Here is a 17,866-nt window from a genome sequence, read left to right on the forward strand (position 1 = left end):
CGGGTGCGATTCCCTTAGGATTAAACGGAGGGACCGTCAGGGCGAGGGACTGTGGCGTTGACCACGGAGCCACCAGGCACACGGAGGAAGACCTAGGGGGCGGCGCGAGCACCAGCGCCCTCGAAAAGAGAGCCCGGTCAACCGGTTCGGCCTCTGTCGTTAACGCGGCAGGCCGAACCAAGTAAAAAGGGTGTCGGGTGTTTTCGGAGGCCGCCGCTGGGGAGTGAGCCTGTCCCAGCGCGGCACGTGGGGTTTTCTCCGTGCCCTTGGTGGCTTTCGTGGCTGATTACGGTTTTCGGGTGCCTCTCTAGGTTTCGGTCGCTTCCAGTTGGCCCATCTCGAAGCCCCGGTCCAAGAGGAGCACCTCGACGGTCTCGCCTGCCGCGAACCTCGACTCGGGCGGCAGCTTGATGAGCCCGTTTCCGAGGATGAGGGAGGAGAGGCGACCGGAACTCTGGTCGCCGGTGCTGGAGACCAGGTAGCGGTCCCCCTCCCGGGAAACCAGGCCGCGCACCAGGTGCGGACGCCCCCCCTTGTTGACCGCCGCCTCCCTGAGCTCGGCCTTGACCACCGGACGCAGGATGTTTTTGTGCCCCATCGCCTGCAAGAGGGAAGGGCGCACGAAGAGCTCGAAGGATACCATCGCCGCCACCGGATTCCCCGGCAGCGCAAAAACGGGTTTGCCATCCAAAAGCGCAAAGGCGAGCGGCTTGCCCGGCTTCATGTTCACCTTCCAGAAGGTGATCTCCCCCCCCAGGCTCTCGATGGCCGCCTTCACGAAGTCCCGATCGCCCACCGACACCCCGCCCGTTATTACGACGAAGTCTGCGTTGAGTCCCGCCAGGATCTTCTCCTTGGTGGATTCCAGGGTGTCCGCGGCTATCCCCAGAAGGACCGGCTCGCCCCCCGCGTCGATGACCTGGGCCGCCAGGCTGTAGCTGTTCGAGTTGACGAGCTTCCCGGGAGTCGGGGTGGAGCCGGGCTCCAGGAGCTCGTCGCCCGTGGAGAGGATGGCGACCCGGGCCCGCCGGTACACGGCGAGCGAGGTGCACCCCATGGCGGAGAGCATCCCGATCTCCTGGGGGCGCAACAGCGCACCGGCCGGGATGACCACCTCGCCCTCGCGGATGTCCTCGCCGCGCAGCCTCACGTGGTTTCCCGCCTTGACCGCTTTCAGGCGGATCCAGTCCTGGTGGTCCTCGACGTCCTCGATGGGGACCACGGTGTCGCAGCAGGGAGGAAGCGGCGCGCCGGTCATGATCTTCACCGCCTCGCCCGGCATGAGCGGCGCGGTGCGCACCTCGCCGGCCGGCAGGAAGCCGACCACGTTCAGCCGGCTGTCGGTGAGACCTGCGTAGCCGAAGGTGAAGCCGTCCATCGCCGAGTTGTCGGCGGGAGGGATGTCCCACGGGGCGATGTGGTCTTCGGGGGTCACCCGGTTGAGCCCCTGGAACACCGAGACCTTTTCGGTCTGCAGCTGGGATATCTCTTTGAGTATGGCGCGCTGCGCCTCTTCGATGCTGACCATTGCGAGCTCTCCTTTGAGCGTGTCGGGCAAGAAAAGATACTCCCCGGGGTGGGGCTTTGCAAGAGGGGAATACCCGAGGAATGCCGCGTGGTTTTCCGCGAGGAGCGGGGCAACAGGAGGATTCTTAACGTTTCCCTGGGGCGGCGTCCTCGCCCTGGTCGGACGGGCGGGGGACCATGACGAGGGAGCGGGGGGTGGTGGGGCAGATCTCGACGCAGACCGCGCAGCCGTTGCAGAGCGCGGCGTCGACCTTGACCCCCTGGCCGATGACGAGCGAGATCGCCTGCGGCTCGCAGCGCTCGAGGCAGCTTAGGCAGCCGCAGCTTGCCGCAAAGCACTCGGTCCCCTGCGGTTGCGCCACCAGGTGCGCACCGCGCTCCAGGGCCGGCTCCTCGGGCTCCGCGGGAGGTGCCTCCCCGGCGGTTGCCTGCAGCACACCGGCGAGGTCGAGGGCGGCCCGACCGAGCGAGGCCGCCCCCTGACGCAGGAAATCTTTACGGGTGATGCTCATGGTTCTGGGTCACTTCTTCTTGGCTTTTTTCGCGGCGGCCGGGGTGCCCAGGTCGCTGCGCACGTGGCACGAGGTGCAGTAGATGCGCACCGGGTGCGGACAGAGGGGCGCCTTGGAGGCGCCGCTAAGGTCGAGGTGGCAGGCAAGGCAGCTCTCTCCGTTTGCGTTGTCCACTATCTTGTGGGGGATGACCGGCGGGTTACCTTCGGCGAATTGGGCCTGGGCCTCGAAGTCGGCGGGCTGGGCGGCCGGCGCGGCCGGGGCACCCGCGGTGATAAGGATGAGCGCCGCCAGGGCGACGAGCAGGTTCTTCATCTAGTTACCTCCTTAAGGTTGCACGAGCTGGGCTAGCGGGCCTTTTCGACCTTCACCGCGCACTTCTTGTAGTCCGGCTCGCCGGAGATGGGGCAGTAGGCGTCCAGGCAGAGTTCGTTGATGAGCTTGTTCTCGTCGAAGAAGGCGACGAAGACGTTGCCGTGCTCGGCCTTGCCGCGTCCGTTCAGGTCGGCCGCGAGCTGGATGCTGCCGCGGCGCGAGCTGACCCGCACCTGGTCTCCCTGCTTGATCCCCAGCTTCTTGGCGTCGTCCGGGTGCATCTCGCAGACGGCTTCCGGGTAGGCGCGCTTCAGTTCGGGAACCCGGCCGGTCATGGTGCCGGTGTGCCAGTGCTCGAGGACGCGGCCGGTGCAGAGCCAGAACGGGTAGTGCTGGTCCGGCTGCTCCGGGGCGGGCTCGTAGGGGCGCGCCCAGATCACCGCCCGGTAGTGGTCGGGCTTGTTCTTGTAGAACTTGACCCCCTCGCCCGCCTTCACGTAGGGGTCGTACCCCTCGACGTAGCGGTAGCGGGTCTCCTGCCCGTTCACGACCGGCCAGCGCAGGCCGCGCGACTCGACGTAGGCGTCGTAGGGGGCGAGATCCTTTCCCTGCCCCTCGCCGAACTTGCGGTACTCCTCCCAGATCTCCCGTTGCGGGTGCTGGTAGGGGAAGAGCGAGCCGTGGCCCAGGCGCCGGGCGAGCTCCATGGTCTGCCACAGGTCGTCCTTCGCCTCGCCGGGGGCGTCCACCATTTTGAACCACTGGTGGGTGCGGCGCTCGGCGTTGCCGAACATCCCTTCCTTTTCGACCCAGCTCGCCGAGGGGAGCACCACGTCGGCCTGCTCGGTGGAGCGGGTCGGGTACATGTCGGAGACGATGACGAAGCGCCCCTCACCCTTGCGCGCCCCCTTGCGGTAGCGGTTCAGGTTGGGGAGCGACTGGAAGGGGTTCGTTACCTGGCTCCAGATCACCTTGATGTCGCCGCGGTCGAGCGCCCGGAACATCTCGGTGGCGTTGTAGGTCGGCTTGGCAGGGATCTTCTTGGGATCGATCCCCCAGATCTTGGCGGTCTTCTCGCGGTGCTCGGGGTTCGCCACCACCATGTCGGCGGGGAGCCGGTGCGTGAAGGTCCCGACCTCGCGGGTGGTGCCGCAGGCGGAGGGCTGGCCGGTGAGCGACATGGGGTTCTCGCCGGGGCGGCAGATCTTGCCGGTCAAGAGGTGGACGTTGTAGGCCAGGTTGTTCACCCAGGTGCCGCGGGTGTGCTGGTTGAAGCCCATGGTCCAAAGGGTGGTCACCTTGCGCTTCTTGTCGGCGTAGAGGTGCGCCATCTCGACGATGGTCTCGGCGGGGACGCCGGAGAGTGCTGCCACCTTCTCCGGGGTGTAGGCCTTGAGCGAATCGCGGTACTCCTCGAATGTGATCCCCTTGGGTTCGTCGGCGAACTTGAACTTGTCCTCGAGGCCGTAGCCGATGTTCTCCTTCCCCTTCTTGAAGACCACGTGCTCCTTGATGAACGCCTCGTCGTGCAGCCCGTCGCGGATGATGACGTAGGCTATGGCGTTTAAGAGCGCCAGGTCGGTCTGCGGCTTGAATTTGATATAGCGGTCCGCCATGAGGGAGGTGCGGGTGCGGCGGGTGGCGAAGTCGATGATCTTCACCTCCGGGTTGTTGAGACGGTTGGTGAGCAGGCGCGAGAAGAGGATGGGGTGGCACTCGGCCATGTTGGCGCCCCACAGGAAGTAGGTGTCCCCCAGGTCGAGGTCGTCGTAGCACCCCATCGGCTCGTCGCTGGCGAAGGTGGTCATGAAGCCGGTGACCGCGGAGGCCATGCAGAGGCGGGCGTTCACCTCGATGTTGTTGGTGCCGATCCCCCCCTTGAAGAGCTTGCTGGCGGCGTACCCCTCGAAGATGGTCCACTGGCCGGAGCCGTAGATGGCGACCGAATCCGGGCCATACTTGGCGATCGACTCCTTGAACTTGGAGGCGATGAGGGTCATGGCTTCGTCCCAGGAGGCCGGGGTGAGCTTGCCGTCCTTGCGGATGAGCGGGGTGGTGAGGCGGTCCTTGCCGTTTAACACCTTGGAGAGGAAGTACCCCTTGACGCAGTTGAGCCCCTTGTTGACCGGAGCCTGCGGGTCACCCTTGATGGCGACCACCTTGCCGTCGCGCACACCCACGAGGACGCCGCATCCGGTGCCGCAGAAGCGGCAGGGTGCCTTGCCCCAGGTGACGCCCCCTTCGGCCGCCTCGGCCGCGCCTGGTTTCAGCGGGTTGAGGCTCTTTCCTCCCACTGCGGCAAAGGCGGCTGCCGCGGCACTTGCCTTGATAAAATCTCGTCTGCTTACATCCATACCGCACCCTCCTCGTAAGTGGCGACACTAAAAAAGGACCGGCGTGTCGGGGGCCGGTCCTTTACATTACCTGCTTACTGCTCCAGGTCTTCGAAATTGTGGTAGGCCAGGCGCACCGTGGCGACGCCGGCGATCTCGTGCATGCGGGTGACGAGGCTCACCTCGGCGTCGACGCTGTCCGCTTCGACGACGGCGACGATCTGGCCGTCGGGAAGTACGCCGTGCACCTCGACGCCGTCGAACGAGGCGAGTTCACCGACGACTGAGTCACTGAGGCCCGGAGCACATGTGAGAACGACACCCGAAATTGGCATAGCTGCTCCTCTTACACTGTTATGATCCGTACGAGATTACAGCAGATGCTGCATATGGCAATACTATAGGTCCTGAAAGTGTGCCGGATGCTTCTTACACAGTACGGAACTGGCAGGATGGGCCGGCACAGAGAGGACCACCCGACACCATGTGACAATTGTTTCCGGAAGACTTTGACGAATGTCAAAAAAAGGCGTTTGACCACAGAGGTACATAGTGGGGAAAACTGAGGAACACCGGGGAAGACAAATAACGAGGCTGACTTTAGCCACGGAGCCACCAAGGGCACGGAGAGAAACTGCGGATGCGAGCGAACCACGAGGCCATAGCCATCCTTTGCTCGCATAAAGAAGGAGCTGAGTATCCCCCCTTTCGGTGCTGGAGCGTCGAGCGGCACCTTAGCATGTCCATCTGCTTTCAGCTCGTGCAGCGAGGGCATGTGACGATGTCGCTGCCGGTTGCATATCGGTTAGCTCGTGCTAATCTCTTGCGCGTGGTTTTGCAAGGCTGGGGGAGGGAGCGGAGTGATCCGAATTATCTTTTTGACTAGAGGTCTAAATGGTGGCTATTAGGGAGATTTCGATGCACCGTTGCCTAGTTATACTCCTGATTTCCATTGCAGCATCTCTACCTGCTAATCGGGCGGTTGGAAAAGACGACAAAAAGGTTTTGCTGAAACCGGAAAAGTGTAGAGCAATTATTCAAAGCCAGACCGAAAAATTGCCGGCCGCTTGGAAAAAATATAATGGCTTCATAAAAGCCTGCAGCATATTTAAATCAGGCGCACAGGAGATCAATCTAATTTCAATATGGATTCAAGACTATTTCGACTTTAAGTACCCGAAGGACATGACACCCGTAATGGAAGATTTTCCAAGGCCGGTCCTTGTCGACCAGGGATTTAACGTGCTTGGAAGTTTGCCGGAGTATTATCCAGATGATCCTCCAAGAGAGCTGGAGATATACTATTCTTCCAAACAAACTACGCCACCAGATCTATTCGTCAGGGTTCACAGTCCTGGAGCTGGAGGAGATTATTCTTATCCACCTATGATGTGGAACGTTAAAAATAAAAGTTACGGCAATTGAGGTAGTTTGTTGTGACTAAGGACATGAGCAGAAACCTCGCAATAGCTTGCCAAGAAGCGTACGCAGCTTACCTAAATAGTTGCAGCCATTCAGTTTGGTACGTCATATCTAAGTATAAACCCTCGCAGCCTTATATGATGGCCAATCAGCTTATTGACTATCTTTCCAGCAGTCCAGAATGGCATGAAGTGCCGCTCTCTGAAGTAACTGAGGCTGCAAGGATGGGGAGACTAGTAGTCGGAGGTCTTAAAGGAAAAGAGCATGGACATGTAGTTGTGGTTTACCCCGGACAAGAAAGGCCACGTGGTGGTTACATATACACTCCCAAAAGAACTGGTAAACCGACAAAACTTGCTTCCAAGGGGATGTATCCTCTGTCAATGTCCACTTCTATGGGGACTTTCCCAGGTTCCAAAAGCAATGGTGACAAAACGGTATGGGACGCGTGGGGAAGTGATGTAAGTTTCGAGCAGGTACGTTTTTGGAATACAAGGGGGTGGCAAAAGAGTTACCTCGTTCAAGAACAGTAAGGTGGAATGGTGAGGCAGTTGTAAAGAAAAAGCGAAAAAACAACGTGGTACACACTGCAAGAGGTCGTTGGACGATAGCCTCAACAGAAAATCGAGTTGTCAGGTGGCTGCGATAACAGAGGCGATTGTGAAATTTTCAGATGAAAGCGACCAGCGGAAGTTACTTCTGAATTTGGCCGCAGCCGTGTATGGGGTGGCTGTTAGCCGCTTTAGCGTTGAAGAGTCACTGTCAGAATGTTTCAACTTGCAGGTCAACATGGTGAGTGAAACCCCTATCGGTGCCAAAGACGTGGTCGGCAAAGAAGGGACCATAATAATTACAGGTCACGATGAGGACCGATTTTTTCATGGGGTCGTTAACAAGCTTGTTCTTGCTGCTCAAACAGGCAGATTTTATCAATACGAAGCCAACCTAGTCCCTCATGTCTGGTACCTTTCACTTAACGTGAATTATAGGGTATTTCAGAATGAGAACGTAGTGGAGATCGCGCAGCAGTTGCTCAAGGAGATGCTTCCCCAGCAACAATGTGAGTTCAGGTTGAATCGCAGTTACGAGAAACGAAGGTACTGCACTCAGTACGGCGAAAGCGATTGGCACTTTCTTTCCCGGCTCTTCGAGGAAGAGGGAATCTGCTACTTCTTTCAACACTTTCCAGACAAACATATCCTCACACTTGTCGATGACCGTGTAGCTTTCGCTCCAATCGTGGGCTCCCCTACCGTGAGTTACCTCGGGGACGAAGGAATGGCTCCAGACGAGGAAACGATTTCCTTGTTCACCTTTTCCCGAGCCGTAAGCTCTGACAGCGTCTCTGTTAGTAGTCACAACTTCAAAAGGCCCTCGCTGGACCTGCTGCAACAGGCAAACGCGGAAGATCCCCAATTCGAAGTCTATGAATACCCCTCGCCTTTTGGTTACCCAGAGAGGGGGAAGCATCTAGCGCGGATCCGACTGGAAGAAAAGTTGACCATGCGGGAATCCGCCACCGGTACCAGTAACTGCCATCGGTTCACTGCAGGCTTCACTTTTGAACTGCAGGATCATGACTTTGCTGAACTTGACAACGGTTACCTTTTACTTCGCGTTGTGCATACGGGGTGGCAGGGGCATGTGCTTGGTGAACAGTCTGGGATCGGCGGTGACTGCTCCTACTCCAATGAATTCGTTGCGATTCCTGCAGATGTCACGCCTCGGCCGGAACGACTATTGGAATGCCCCCGCGGCAGGTTGCAGACGGCAATCGTGGTCGGGCCGCAGGGGGAGGAGATCTATGCGGACGAGTACGGGCGGGTCAAGGTGCAGTTTCACTGGGACCGCGCAGGGAAGAAGAACGAGAACAGCTCGTGCTGGCTTCGGGTGAGCCAGCCCTGGAGCGGAGCGGGCTGGGGCTTCGCCGCACTCCCGAGGGTCGGCGACGAGGTGCTGGTTGACTTCATAAACGGCGACCCGGATTGGCCGATCATCGTCGGCAGCGTGAACAACGCGGCCTCTCCCGCGCTCTACCCCCTGCCGGAAGAACGCTTCCGCAGCGGTATCCGCACGCGGAGCTATCCGGAGGGTGACCGGGACAACTTTCACGAGCTGCGCTTTGACGACCGCAAGGGACAGGAAGAAATCTTCCTCAAAAGCGAGCGGGATTGGAACGTCCTCGTCAAAAACGACAAGTCCGAAGCGGTGGGGAATGACTCGAAAGAGGAGGTCGGCGCGGACAAGACGCTGCGCGCCGGCAGACGGCTCCGGATCGAGGCCGGGGAGAGCATCGAACTGGTCTGCGGCGCCGCCTCGATCACCCTGGACAGCCTCGGCACCATAACGCTCAAAGGCACGACTGTCGAAGTCGCAGGCTCTCAACACCTCCAACTATCCAGCATGAAGATCGACGTCAACTGATTGCCCAAACCTCTCACAATTTTCCGGTGACTCTGGGCGCAGGTGCCGCAGCGGTTACCCGCTGTTCAACCTCTCGTGTAACGCACGGATCCGCAGACCGCCGGCACTACGACGGGATGGGACGTGCCACGTGCCTCCTCCGTGTTCTCAGTGCCTCCGTGGCAAAAATCTGCCGCTGATGATTGATCCGATGACCTAGTCACCATTTCCACATGCCAACCACGGAGCCTGCCATGCGCGAGGAACGACTCCTGGAACGCCTGAGCTCGCTGGAGCGGGAACCGCTGCGCCGGGAAGGTCTCGACCGGGCCCGCCTCATCGACTCTATCGTCCGCCACCTTGCCCTCATCCTCAACACCCGGCAGGGGAGTGTCCCGGCGGCATCGGGATTCGGGATGCCGGACTTTCAGGAGTTTCTGCAGAGCTATCCGCAATCGGTTCGGGAACTTGAGGCGGGAATTCGCCGCACCATCGAGCTGTACGAGCCTCGTTTGCAGGCCATCCAGGTGGTGTTCCTGCCCCAGGCTGAGGATGCCTTGAAGCTGCACTTCCAGGTCAGCGCTTGCCTCAAAGGAGCGGAGGGACGCGAGCCGGCACGGGTGCGCGTGGAGACGGTGGTGGGGTCGGGCGGGAGGTTCTCGGTCAAAAGGTAGCGCAATTCTCCTCGACGTGAGGCGCCGGGGAAGGAGGGATCATGCTGGAGATCTTGTACCAGGAGGAACTGGCCCGCCAGAAGGACCTCGCTGCGGAGTTCGCCGAGGCGCATCCGGCACTGGCGCCCATGCTCGGCGGCGCGGCGGCCGATCCGGACGTGGAGCGGCTTTTCCAGGGGGTGGCGCTCCAGTTCGCGCAGCTGCGGCAAAAGCTGGAGGACGACGTTCCCGAGTTCACGCATGCGTTGGCGCGCCAGCTCTGTCCCCAGCTCCTCAGGCCGGTCCCCGCGACTACGATCGTCGCGTTCGCTCCCAAGGCCTCGCTTGCCGGTAGCCGGATCATCGAGGCGGGTACGGAGCTCGATTCGGTGCCGGTTGAAGGAACCTCCTGCCGGTTCCGCATCTGCGCCGACGTGGAGCTGCATCCCCTGGAACTGCTGGATGCCTCCTTGACGCAACTGCCCGGCGCCGCACCTGCAATTTCCCTTTCCTTTGCACTGGCAGGGATTTCCCTCGATAGCTGGAAGCCTCATGCGGTACGACTGTTTCTGGCGGAGGATTATCCTCTGGCTGCGGATCTCTTCTTCGTGCTGAGCCGCCGGGTGCGCAGGGTACTGATCGCTCCGGAGGGGGGCGGCGCAGCGCTGGAGCTCCGTCCCGACTCCTTGGTGCCGGCCTGCCTGAACGAATCGGAGGGCATGCTGCCGTACCCTGCCGGCGCCTTTCCCGGTTACCGGCTGCTGCAGGAGTTTTTCGCACTCCCCAACCGGTTCCTGTTCCTCGACATCACCGGGTGGGAATCCTGGAGGAACCGGGGCTCAGGCTCGCGGTTCACGATCAGCTTCGAGCTTCTCTCGTTCCCCGCGTCGCTGCGTGTTCGCACCGAGAGCTTTGCCCTCTTCGCCACTCCCGCCGTGAACCTTTTCGCCTGCGACGCCGCGCCTTTTGTCCTCGACCACCGCAGGGAGTGCTACCCGGTGCGTCCGGACGGAGTGGCGCGCGGGCACGCCCAGATCTTCGCGGTGGAGCGGGTGAAAGGGTTCGGGCACGGAACCGGGCGCCGGAGAAACTATCGCCCGGTGGAAGAGCTTGCGGTGGACAGCGATGCTGAGCCGAGCTTCGGCACTACTGCGGCCCTGGCACCGCTGGGAGGGGAGCTGCAGGTCTCGCTCTCGTTCAACCATGCACCGGACGGTCTCTGGCTGGAAGGGGAGACCATCTCGGTGGCCCTCGCCTGCACCAACGGAAGACTGCCCGAGCTCTTGAGCCTGGGTGACGTCTGCCGGGCCACCTCTACCTCCCCCGAGTGGGCGAGCTTTCGCAACATCATCCCGGTACGCCCCGGAGCACTCCCCTGCCTCGGCAAGAACCTGTTGTGGCGCCTGGTCGCGCATCAGAGCCTGAACCTCGGCTCCCTGCTCGAGGCCGAGGCGTTACGTGAGTTGCTGGGCATCTACCTGTTCGAGGAACCAGGTGGAGGACGTTCGCTCCGGGCGGCGCACCGGAAGCGGATCGCCGGTATCGAGGAGGTCACTGCTTCGGCCCGAGACCTGGTGCTGCGGGGGGCGCCGATACGGGGCACCGAGATCGACATCCGGATTAACGGGAGCCACTTCGCAGGTGTGGGCGATCTCTTCGTGTTCGGAGCGGTCCTGGATAGTTTGCTGGCCGGACTGGCTGCCCTGAACAGCTACACCCGTCTCACCATCCACGACACGACTACCGGGGAGGCCCTGGCATGGAAACCGCGGCTCGGAGATCAGGCGCTTCTTTAGCGGATGAGTTGATCGGCAAGGGGCACGAGTTCAGCTTCCTGCAGGCACTGCGGCTCATCCAGGGGAGGCTGCCGGGGAGGGTGCGGATCCGGCCGGTACTGAGCCTCGCCTTTGCGGGGAGTGATGTGATCCGGATCGACCAAGAGCCGGACGGTTTTCTGGTATCGATCAGCTTCCTGGGGCTTTATGGCCCGGGGGCGCCGCTTCCCACCTTCTACACCGAAGAACTCATCGACGAGCGGCTCGCGGAGCTCTCGGTCGGGCGCGATTTTCTCGACATCTTCAATCAGCGGATCGCTGAGCTTTGTTACCAGTGCCTTGTCAAGTACCGCCTGGCCTCGCCGGAGGGGTGTGACGCCTTCCGGGAAAGGCTCTTCTGCCTGATGGGGTATGGCGGCAAGGCGCAACGCCGCAACCTGGGGGAGCCAGTGCTGCTCCTTCCCTTCGCGGGCATCATGGCGATGCGCAGCCACGGCGCTGAGGGGTTGGCAGCCCTTCTCAAGGGTGTGCTGGGGGTGCCGGTGAGTATCCTGCAGTGCGTGGAGCGCCAGATGGTGGTTCCGGAAGAGCAGCAGGCCGTACTCGGCAAGGGGACGCTGGGGACCGTCTTCGCCGGCAGCAGCATGGCGGACCGCAACGGCACGTTCCTGATCCAGCTGGGGCCTCTCGATGGTGAGACGTTTGCGGAATTTCTCCCGGAAGGGAGCGGCCGGCGCCGCCTCGATGACCTGGTGGGGAGTTTCCTGCGAGCGCCCCTTCTGTGGGATCTGCAGCTGCTGTTGGCTGCGGAAGAGGTGCCGGCGGTGCGCCTGGGGATTAGCAAGGAGGGGCGGCTTGGATACGACAGCTGGATTGCGCCGAGGAGGGACGTTGCGGCAACGGTCATGTTTCGCGGCGCGGTGCCCTTCGCCAAGGCTGCCGCTTTCGCCAAGGCTCCGGCGGACGGGGCGTCGGACTCAATGAAGGACTGCGACGGCTGACGGTCGTTTGTGGGAGCTGGTTGCGATGGCCTACTGTGGCAGCGGAAGGGTGGGTCTGGGGGCGCTTGGTTGTAGCGGCGGGGATAGAACGATCCTGCGGGTTTCTTGCCTGACCGTACAAATGCCGCCAATTGCGGTTGTCACCTGGTGTCGGCTTCAGGTACTATGCGAGCCTGGAGGTGACCTATGGATGAGGTGACACTGACACCGTCTGCTGAGGAACAAAGGCTCGCTGCTGCCTTGTCGGAACTGACCCGAAGTATTGCCCGATGGACCGAAAAGGGTGAGAGGCACGATACCGCGGTCCCGGGGCTTTCTCTCTTTCGACGCGAGGCGCCCACGGAGCCTGCCTGTGGCATCTACGAACCGAGCCTCTGCATGGTCACCCAGGGGGCCAAACGGGTCTTCCTGGGCGACGACTGCTACGTCTACGACCCCCACAACTACCTGATCACCTCGGTGCATCTCCCCACCTTGGTCCAGATCCACGAGGCGAGCGCCGAAAAACCCTACCTGGGCCTGCGCCTTACCTTCGACCTGCGGGAGATCTCCCAGCTCATGGCGGACAGCAAGGTTCCGCCACCCCACCCGCAGTCCTCGAGCCGCGGCATGGCGACCGGCCGCAACACGCCCGCCCTGGTCGGCGCGGTGCAACGCCTGGTGGACCTGCTCGATGACGAGAAGGACATCCCGGTGCTGGCGCCGATCATCCAGCGCGAGATCATCTACCGGCTGCTGGTGGGAGAACAGGGGGCCCGACTGCGCCAGATTGCGGTGGCCGGCAGCCAGAGCCAGCAGATCGCCCGGGCCATCGAGTGGCTCAAGGGGAATTTCACCAAGTCGTTTCGTATCGACGATCTCGCCGCACAGGCCCGGATGAGCACCTCAACCTTCCACCATCACTTCCGCTCGATGACCGCCTTCAGCCCCTTGCAGTACCAGAAAAACCTGAGGCTCCAGGAGGCCCGCCGCCTCATGCTGGCCGAGCACCTCGATGCTGCCAGTGCGGCCTTCAATGTCGGGTACGAGAGCCCCTCGCAGTTCAGCCGCGAGTATAACCGCCTGTTCGGAGCCCCGCCGCTGCGTGACATCTCGAACCTGCGCCGCAGCGTGGTTGTCGGCCAGCCGCAGTAGGAGGCTTGTGCACGGTTTTCAGCGCCTCGCGGTGGGCCGCCAGGTACTCCTTTACTTTGCCGATTTCCGCATCCACCGCACCGCGCTGTTTCAGCGGCTCGTCGCGGAACTTCTCCCCTTTGGCGTTGAGAAATCCGGCGGAGAAGCCCCGCTCTTTCTGGATCTCGTGTACCAGGGAGCCGGTACGCACCGCGAGGCCGGTCAGCTCCTTTACCGCGGTTACGTTGCCCAGTACCGTGTGGCTCTCCCGTACCTCCCGGATGGAAAGCAGAAAGAGCCCGGCGATGGGGACTAACAGCATGAGCAGCAGCTTTGTTTTTATCTTCAGATATTTGAACATCTCCCCATTCCATTGGAACAATACTGCGACAGCAGTCAATCCTACAGCTAGCGGTATCCAATTTGTAGGGGCTTTAATGGAATGCAAAGTAAGAATTTGGCGGTAACGTAGCGGAACCGTTGACCTGAGAAAATTAGCAGTGCTGGGATCCGACCCGCCCGGCGGCGCTGAGTGCGGCGAGGCCGGCAGCGCCGCAAACAGCCATGGTAGCGGTCATGGGCAGGGCGGTGCCGTTGTGGAAAAGCCCGACCAGGGCACCGCCGGAGGCCCCCAGGGTGTACTGGATGGTACCCAGAAGTGCAGAGGCGCTGCCGGCGGCCTTGTCGAAGGGGGCCATGGCCAGCGCGGTGATGTTGGGGTAGAGAAGCCCGGTCATGCAGAGGCAGGTGAAGATGAAGAGGCCCTGGAGCTGGAACCCGCCAAAGCCGGTGTAGCCGCACGCCGTGAGCAGGATGCCGGAGAGGGCGTTCACCATGAAGGCGGCGCGGGCGATCTGTTGCGGGGAAAAGCGGCGCAGCAGCGCGCGGTTTACCTGGGAGGCACCGATGAGCCCGAAGGCGTTGACGGCGAAGAAGTAGCCGAACTGCTGCGGCGATACCCCGTGCAGTTCGATGAAGACGAAGGGGGCTCCCGAGATGTAGGCGAAGTTGACCCCCGCGACGCAGCCAAGCGCCACTGCGTAACGCAGGTAGTGGCGGTTTTTTACCAGGTGCCAGTACACCTTGAGCATCTCGCCCATGCTGCGGCGGTGGCGGCGCTCGCTGGGGAGCGACTCGGGAAGCCCCACGGCTGCTGCAAAGAGGGAGATGAGCCCGAAGATGGCCAGAAAGCCGAAGATCCCGCGCCAGCCGGTCACCAACAACAACTGCCCGCCGCCGATGGGGGCGAGGATCGGTGCGATCCCCATGATCAGCATGAGCAGCGAGAACATCCGGGCGGCCTCGGTGGTGTCGTAGAGGTCGCGCACCACGGCGCGCGAGATGACCATCCCCGCGCCCCCGCCAACCGCCATCGCGATGCGCCAGAAGAGCAGGGCCTCGCCGCTTTTGACCAGGGCGCAGCCGATGGTGGCCGCGACGTAGAGGGAGAGCCCCATGAGCAGCGGCAGGCGCCTCCCCCAACGGTCGGCGAGCGGGCCGTAGAAGAGCTGACCCAGGGCGGAACCGAACAAAAACGCCGATACCGAGAGCTGCACGGTACTAAGCGGCACGTGAAGGTCGCGCGACATCTGCGGAAAGGCGGGGAGGTACATGTCGATGGACATGGCGCTGAAGGCGGTAAGCGCCCCCAGGATCAGTACGAAAAAGCCCAGCTGCCAGCGATTCATCTCCGTCGGGTGGACGGTCGTTGCTGCTCTCATCGGTTCAACTCTCCAGTTAGTTGCTTATAGCAACCATTGCGTCGCAAAAAGAGGTCGTTCACTTGCACAGGTTGGCGTAGGCGCGTCTGAGCACCTCGCGGCAGATCTCCAGGTCGGCGGCGGTGATCCCCTGCTGGGCCTCGTCGAGGATCCCCCTGGCGAGCTGCGTGGCCTTGTCCATCAGCTGTTTGCCCTTATCGGTCAGGTAGAGCAGGCGCTCCCGGGCGTCTTCGGGACTGGGGAGGCGAGCGATCAACTCGCGCGACTCGAGCCCTGCGGCAAGCCGCGCCATGGTGGTCTTGTCCTTGGCGGTCTTCTCGGCAAGCGCACCCTGGGGAAGGCCGTTGCATTCCCAAAGCTGCACCAAAAGGGAGTACTGCTCAGCCGTGATCGGGAGGCCTTGTTCAGCCAGCACCAGGTTGAAACGGCGCAGCACCACCCGCGAAAAACGCGAGGCCAGGTGGCCAAGGGATACGTTTAAAGTGTAGGTGTCGGTGGTTCTCATTAGTTGCACGGTACAACTATTTGAGGCGGTGGTCAAGGGGGAAAAGCAGGTGCTGGGGACTGGGGACTGGGGACTGGGGACTGGGGACTGGGGACTGGGGACTGGGGACTGGGGACTGGGGACTGGGGACTGGGGACTGGGGACGCCAAAGGTAGCAATGGGGGTGATAGAGGCGAGGGAGGCTTGAGGGGCGAGAGGGGAAGGTGGATACGGTAGTAAAGGCAGCAGCGGTCCGCATTTCTGGATCAGCTAGAATGGCCTGTGAATCTGGTGGCTTGTGGCACTATTTCTGGCCAGGTGTATACTGTTTTGCGAGCTGCTCTATGCTATTCGAGGAGGTGCCGGATGAAAAGGATTGCCACTGTTGTCCTCATCGCTGCCTTGGTGTTCCTGGGAATTGCCAGCTACGTGCGCCACACGCCGCAATACTCGCTCTACAAGTTCAGCCAGGCGCTCAAGCAGCACGACGCCGATACCGCATTCCGGTACCTCGACGTCGACCAGGTGGTGGACAATCTGGTACAAAACACGGTGCACCAGATGGAAGCGGAAAAGTCGCCGTCGTTGACCGACCAGATCGGAAATGAAATAGCGAAAAGCCTGATCTCCCTGGTGCTCCCCTCGTTCAAGGAGGCGGCCCGCAGCGAGATCCGCGCCGCCATCCAGGAGCCGGCAAAAACGGGAAAAGCCGGAAACCGCGGGGTCTTCAAAGTCTTCGCGGGAGCCACTGCCTGGCATGACTTCAGCGTCGAGCGCCAAGGGAAGATAGCCCTGGTGACCAAGAAGTCGGACAAGGATTTCTCGGCGAAGCTCGCCCAGGAAATGGACGGCCACTGGAAGATCGTCCAACTGACCTCGAAGGAGTTCAGGCCGGGATTTGGCAAGTGAATGGGTAGAGTATCTTTGCGGTACACAAGGCAAATCCCCTCTGTCTCCCCTTCGCAAAGGGGAGGACGTCAGGCCGCCAGCAGTGCTGTAGAGCAACTCTTTCCAAGCCGGAATTTCCCGATGAACCTTCGCAAAGAGGGGAGGGGGACGTGAGGGCGGCTGCGGTGCTTCGGGGGAAGAACTCTGAGCTTTGTCTGTTAGCCGGAACCTGAAGCGTACCGACCGGCGGGGGCTATCGGGGGGAGTGAGCCGGCACGCGCCCTCCCCTTTGCCTTGCCGCGACCTGGCTTTTTTGCTACTGTAGCCGCTTAGTCCCACTAACCCGCGGCCGCGCCGCCTTCAGGATCGCTCACTTATGTCTCGCAGAAAGCCTCTCCCCAAATTGCTCTACGCCGACAGCCGCGGCAACATCTACGATCACCCCTACCTCACCATGGCCGGCATGAGCGGCAACGAGGCGCAACTCCCCGAAGCGGTCGAACTGATCCCGCTCCCCGAAGACAGCCGCCTCTTCACGATCCCCGATACCCCCCCCGTCGCCTGGGACAGCCGCGAACGCCGCTTCGTGACGGTGAGCCAGGTGAAGGAAGGTAAGCGCAGCATGCCGGTCCAGGCGGTCTCGGCCTTCATGGCTCCGGGCTACATGCGGACGCTTTTGCCGGCCTGCGACTACAGCAAGAAAAAGGTGCACCTGCCGCTTTGGTCCTATACCGCGGTCGGCTGGGACGCGGAAGAGGAACGCTTCGTGGTGGCGGCTACCCGGGTGGACGCCAACGAGAACTGGCTCCCCAAAAACTACGACGACCGCAAGCTCGATCCCCTGGTCAGGCGCAGGCTCGCCGAGTTCCCCAAGAACCGGCTCGTGGAGCAGCTCTCCCGCTGCGCCGTCGACTACCACTGCTTCGCCGCCAAAAACCTCTTCTTCAGACGCTGGGAGGCCCCGATCCCGACCTCGCCGGTCTGCAACTCGCGCTGCCTCGGCTGCATCAGCCTGCAGCCCTCGGACTGCTGCCCCTCGAACCACGAGCGGATCCCCTTCGTCCCCACGCCCGAGGAGATCGTCGAACTGATGCTGCCGCACCTCGAGGAGGCCCCGGAGCCGATTGTCTCCTACGGCCAGGGGTGCGAAGGCGACCCGATCATGCAGGCGGACACCGTGGCCACTGCCACCAGGATGCTCAAGGAACGGGCCAGCCGCGGCACGGTGAACTTCAACTCCAACGGCTCGATCCCGGACCGGATCCGCCTGCTCTGCGACGCGGGGATGGACTCGATGCGCTTCTCCATGAACTCGGTCCAGGAGGAGCTCTACAACCGCTACTACCGCCCGAAGGGGTACCGGTTCGCCGACGTGGTGGAGTCGGTGCGCACCGCCAAGGGAAAAGGGCTCTTCACCATGATCAACTACCTGGTCTCGCCCGGGGTGACCGACAGCCCCGCGGAGGTCGAGGCGCTGCTTGCCTTCATCGAGAAGACCGGGGTCGACATGCTGCAGATGCGTAACCTCTCCATCGATCCGGCCTTCTACAACGAACGGATGGGGGTGACCGGTAAGGGGATCGGCATGTACCGGCTGCTCGAACGCGTCAAGGAGGCCTTTCCGAGGATCCAGTATGGCTACTTCAACCGCACCCGCGAGAACTTCTACCCGGCAGGGTTCGAGAAGGGGTGGCCGATCGTCGTGTAGGATTAGTTTCC

16 protein-coding genes are annotated in these 17,866 nt (G+C 61.8%); 8 read left to right on the top strand and 8 right to left on the bottom strand.

Annotated elements, in window-relative coordinates; translation table 11 throughout:
- Positions 1–307: 307 nt before the first annotated feature.
- The 5 genes from GMST_RS14240 to GMST_RS14260 all read right to left on the bottom strand — a co-directional run bounded on the left by GMST_RS14240 (position 308) and on the right by GMST_RS14260 (position 5,022).
- Positions 308–1,528, bottom strand: a complete 1,221-nt coding sequence (locus tag GMST_RS14240; RefSeq protein ID WP_183355354.1) for a molybdopterin molybdotransferase MoeA — start codon at positions 1,526–1,528, stop codon at positions 308–310.
- A 124-nt stretch (positions 1,529–1,652) separates the two neighbouring features.
- The gene (locus GMST_RS14245; protein ID WP_183355355.1) at positions 1,653–2,039 is read right to left on the bottom strand and encodes a 4Fe-4S binding protein; all 387 of its coding nucleotides are present in this window, start codon (positions 2,037–2,039) and stop codon (positions 1,653–1,655) included.
- A 9-nt stretch (positions 2,040–2,048) separates the two neighbouring features.
- Positions 2,049–2,354 (bottom strand): hypothetical protein, encoded by a 306-nt coding sequence (locus GMST_RS14250; RefSeq protein ID WP_183355356.1) that lies wholly within the window; start codon positions 2,352–2,354, stop codon positions 2,049–2,051.
- 32 nt (positions 2,355–2,386) lie between these two features.
- A complete protein-coding gene (locus tag GMST_RS14255) occupies positions 2,387–4,708 on the bottom strand; it encodes a molybdopterin-dependent oxidoreductase (protein WP_183355357.1) in 2,322 nt (773 codons plus the stop codon).
- A 74-nt stretch (positions 4,709–4,782) separates the two neighbouring features.
- Positions 4,783–5,022 carry a chaperone NapD gene (locus GMST_RS14260; RefSeq protein ID WP_183355358.1) on the bottom strand — a complete coding sequence of 80 codons (240 nt, stop codon included), beginning with the start codon at positions 5,020–5,022 and terminating at the stop codon, positions 4,783–4,785.
- Positions 5,023–5,581: 559 nt separating this feature from the next.
- On the opposite strand from GMST_RS14260, the gene GMST_RS14265 reads away from it, so the two are divergent.
- The 6 genes from GMST_RS14265 to GMST_RS14290 all read left to right on the top strand — a co-directional run bounded on the left by GMST_RS14265 (position 5,582) and on the right by GMST_RS14290 (position 13,075).
- Entirely contained in the window at positions 5,582–6,112 is a 531-nt protein-coding gene (locus GMST_RS14265) for a hypothetical protein (RefSeq protein ID WP_183355359.1), read from the top strand.
- A gap of 597 nt (positions 6,113–6,709) precedes the next feature.
- Positions 6,710–8,533 carry a type VI secretion system Vgr family protein gene (locus GMST_RS14270; RefSeq protein ID WP_183355360.1) on the top strand — a complete coding sequence of 608 codons (1,824 nt, stop codon included), beginning with the start codon at positions 6,710–6,712 and terminating at the stop codon, positions 8,531–8,533.
- Between the two features lie 233 nt (positions 8,534–8,766).
- Positions 8,767–9,186: a type VI secretion system baseplate subunit TssE gene (gene tssE, locus GMST_RS14275; protein ID WP_183355361.1), complete on the top strand. Its 420-nt coding sequence runs from the start codon at positions 8,767–8,769 to the stop codon at positions 9,184–9,186.
- A 41-nt stretch (positions 9,187–9,227) separates the two neighbouring features.
- The gene (gene tssF, locus GMST_RS14280; protein WP_183355362.1) at positions 9,228–10,961 is read left to right on the top strand and encodes a type VI secretion system baseplate subunit TssF; all 1,734 of its coding nucleotides are present in this window, start codon (positions 9,228–9,230) and stop codon (positions 10,959–10,961) included.
- Positions 10,925–11,941 (top strand): type VI secretion system baseplate subunit TssG, encoded by a 1,017-nt coding sequence (gene tssG / locus GMST_RS14285; RefSeq protein WP_183355363.1) that lies wholly within the window; start codon positions 10,925–10,927, stop codon positions 11,939–11,941. Before tssF ends, tssG begins: the two co-directional genes overlap by 37 nt.
- Positions 11,942–12,127: 186 nt before the next feature.
- Entirely contained in the window at positions 12,128–13,075 is a 948-nt protein-coding gene (locus GMST_RS14290) for an AraC family transcriptional regulator (RefSeq protein ID WP_183355364.1), read from the top strand.
- On the opposite strand, the gene GMST_RS14295 is transcribed toward GMST_RS14290, so the two are convergent.
- From GMST_RS14295 to GMST_RS14305, 3 genes are all read right to left on the bottom strand, one after another.
- The gene (locus tag GMST_RS14295) at positions 12,984–13,415 is read right to left on the bottom strand and encodes a nitrate- and nitrite sensing domain-containing protein (RefSeq protein WP_183355365.1); all 432 of its coding nucleotides are present in this window, start codon (positions 13,413–13,415) and stop codon (positions 12,984–12,986) included. The genes GMST_RS14290 and GMST_RS14295 overlap by 92 nt on opposite strands.
- 133 nt (positions 13,416–13,548) lie before the next feature.
- The gene (locus GMST_RS14300) at positions 13,549–14,775 is read right to left on the bottom strand and encodes a multidrug effflux MFS transporter (RefSeq protein ID WP_183355366.1); all 1,227 of its coding nucleotides are present in this window, start codon (positions 14,773–14,775) and stop codon (positions 13,549–13,551) included.
- Positions 14,776–14,833: 58 nt separating this feature from the next.
- Positions 14,834–15,280, bottom strand: a complete 447-nt coding sequence (locus tag GMST_RS14305; RefSeq protein WP_183355367.1) for a MarR family winged helix-turn-helix transcriptional regulator — start codon at positions 15,278–15,280, stop codon at positions 14,834–14,836.
- Positions 15,281–15,625: 345 nt separating this feature from the next.
- Between GMST_RS14305 and GMST_RS14310 the strand changes: the two genes are divergently transcribed.
- Together GMST_RS14310 and GMST_RS14315 are read left to right on the top strand one after the other, a co-directional pair.
- Positions 15,626–16,168, top strand: a complete 543-nt coding sequence (locus GMST_RS14310) for a DUF2939 domain-containing protein (RefSeq protein WP_183355368.1) — start codon at positions 15,626–15,628, stop codon at positions 16,166–16,168.
- Between the two features lie 355 nt (positions 16,169–16,523).
- Complete coding sequence (locus GMST_RS14315; RefSeq protein WP_183355369.1) at positions 16,524–17,855, top strand: radical SAM family protein; 1,332 nt, start codon at positions 16,524–16,526, stop codon at positions 17,853–17,855.
- Positions 17,856–17,866 lie beyond the last annotated feature (11 nt).

Source organism: Geomonas silvestris (assembly GCF_014193515.1).
GTDB classification, from domain to species: domain Bacteria; phylum Desulfobacterota; class Desulfuromonadia; order Geobacterales; family Geobacteraceae; genus Geomonas; species Geomonas silvestris.

Bases quoted from the DNA above. Each gene is read 5' to 3' on its own strand.
- GMST_RS14240 (WP_183355354.1), bottom strand. From the start codon at position 1,528: ATGGTCAGCATCGAAGAGGCGCAGCGCGCCATACTCAAAGAGATATCC.
- GMST_RS14245 (WP_183355355.1), bottom strand. From the start codon at position 2,039: ATGAGCATCACCCGTAAAGATTTCCTGCGTCAGGGGGCGGCCTCGCTC.
- GMST_RS14250 (WP_183355356.1), bottom strand. From the start codon at position 2,354: ATGAAGAACCTGCTCGTCGCCCTGGCGGCGCTCATCCTTATCACCGCG.
- GMST_RS14255 (WP_183355357.1), bottom strand. From the start codon at position 4,708: ATGGATGTAAGCAGACGAGATTTTATCAAGGCAAGTGCCGCGGCAGCC.
- GMST_RS14260 (WP_183355358.1), bottom strand. From the start codon at position 5,022: ATGCCAATTTCGGGTGTCGTTCTCACATGTGCTCCGGGCCTCAGTGAC.
- GMST_RS14265 (WP_183355359.1), top strand. From the start codon at position 5,582: ATGGTGGCTATTAGGGAGATTTCGATGCACCGTTGCCTAGTTATACTC.
- tssE (WP_183355361.1), top strand. From the start codon at position 8,767: ATGCGCGAGGAACGACTCCTGGAACGCCTGAGCTCGCTGGAGCGGGAA.
- tssF (WP_183355362.1), top strand. From the start codon at position 9,228: ATGCTGGAGATCTTGTACCAGGAGGAACTGGCCCGCCAGAAGGACCTC.
- tssG (WP_183355363.1), top strand. From the start codon at position 10,925: ATGGAAACCGCGGCTCGGAGATCAGGCGCTTCTTTAGCGGATGAGTTG.
- GMST_RS14290 (WP_183355364.1), top strand. From the start codon at position 12,128: ATGGATGAGGTGACACTGACACCGTCTGCTGAGGAACAAAGGCTCGCT.
- GMST_RS14295 (WP_183355365.1), bottom strand. From the start codon at position 13,415: ATGTTCAAATATCTGAAGATAAAAACAAAGCTGCTGCTCATGCTGTTA.
- GMST_RS14300 (WP_183355366.1), bottom strand. From the start codon at position 14,775: ATGAGAGCAGCAACGACCGTCCACCCGACGGAGATGAATCGCTGGCAG.
- GMST_RS14305 (WP_183355367.1), bottom strand. From the start codon at position 15,280: ATGAGAACCACCGACACCTACACTTTAAACGTATCCCTTGGCCACCTG.
- GMST_RS14310 (WP_183355368.1), top strand. From the start codon at position 15,626: ATGAAAAGGATTGCCACTGTTGTCCTCATCGCTGCCTTGGTGTTCCTG.
- GMST_RS14315 (WP_183355369.1), top strand. From the start codon at position 16,524: ATGTCTCGCAGAAAGCCTCTCCCCAAATTGCTCTACGCCGACAGCCGC.